The organism is Methanobrevibacter curvatus (assembly GCF_001639295.1).
In the GTDB taxonomy this organism is placed as follows: domain Archaea; phylum Methanobacteriota; class Methanobacteria; order Methanobacteriales; family Methanobacteriaceae; genus Methanoflexus; species Methanoflexus curvatus.
This window is the reverse complement of record NZ_LWMV01000131.1, coordinates 1-649: the sequence shown is the minus strand read 5'-3', so window position 1 is coordinate 649 and position 649 is coordinate 1. Positions and strand designations below refer to the sequence as shown.

The window sequence follows — 649 nt, the reverse complement described above, 5'->3', positions numbered from 1 at the left end:
TATCTTGTATACTATTAATGTGACTAATTTTGGTCCTGATAATGCGACTGGTTTGGTTATTACTGATAAGTTGGATAGTAGATTGATTTATGTTAATAGTTCAACTCCAAGGTTTACTTATTATGTTCCTGGTACTGGTGTTTGGAATATTGGTGCTTTGGCTAATGGTGAGAGTATTGTTTTGGATATTCTTGTTCGTTTGAATGGTACTGGTAATATTGTGAATGTTGCGAATGTTACTAATGTTACTGAGAATAATACTGGTAATAATAGTAGTACTCCTGATAATGAGACTAATATTACTGTTGTCCTTACTGTGAATATTAGTGTTGTTAAAACATCTAATGTGTCTGGTAATGTTTTGAATGGTGCTTATATCTTGTATACTATTAATGTGACTAATTTTGGTCCTGATAATGCGACTGGTTTGGTTATTACTGATAAGTTGGATAGTAGATTGATTTATGTTAATAGTTCAACTCCAAGGTTTACTTATTATGTTGCAAGCAGTGGTGTTTGGAATATTGGTGCTTTGGCTAATGGTGAGTCTATTGTTTTGGATATTCTTGTTCGTTTGAATGGTACTGGTAATATTGTGAATGTTGCGAATGTTACTAATGTTACTGAGAATAATACTGGTAATAATAGT

At 32.0% G+C, this 649-nt stretch carries 1 protein-coding gene; it reads left to right on the top strand.

Features of this window, described 5'->3' with window-relative positions:
* A partial coding sequence (locus MBCUR_RS03305; RefSeq protein ID WP_157077638.1) for a DUF11 domain-containing protein occupies nt 1-649 on the top strand: 649 nt, incomplete at both ends.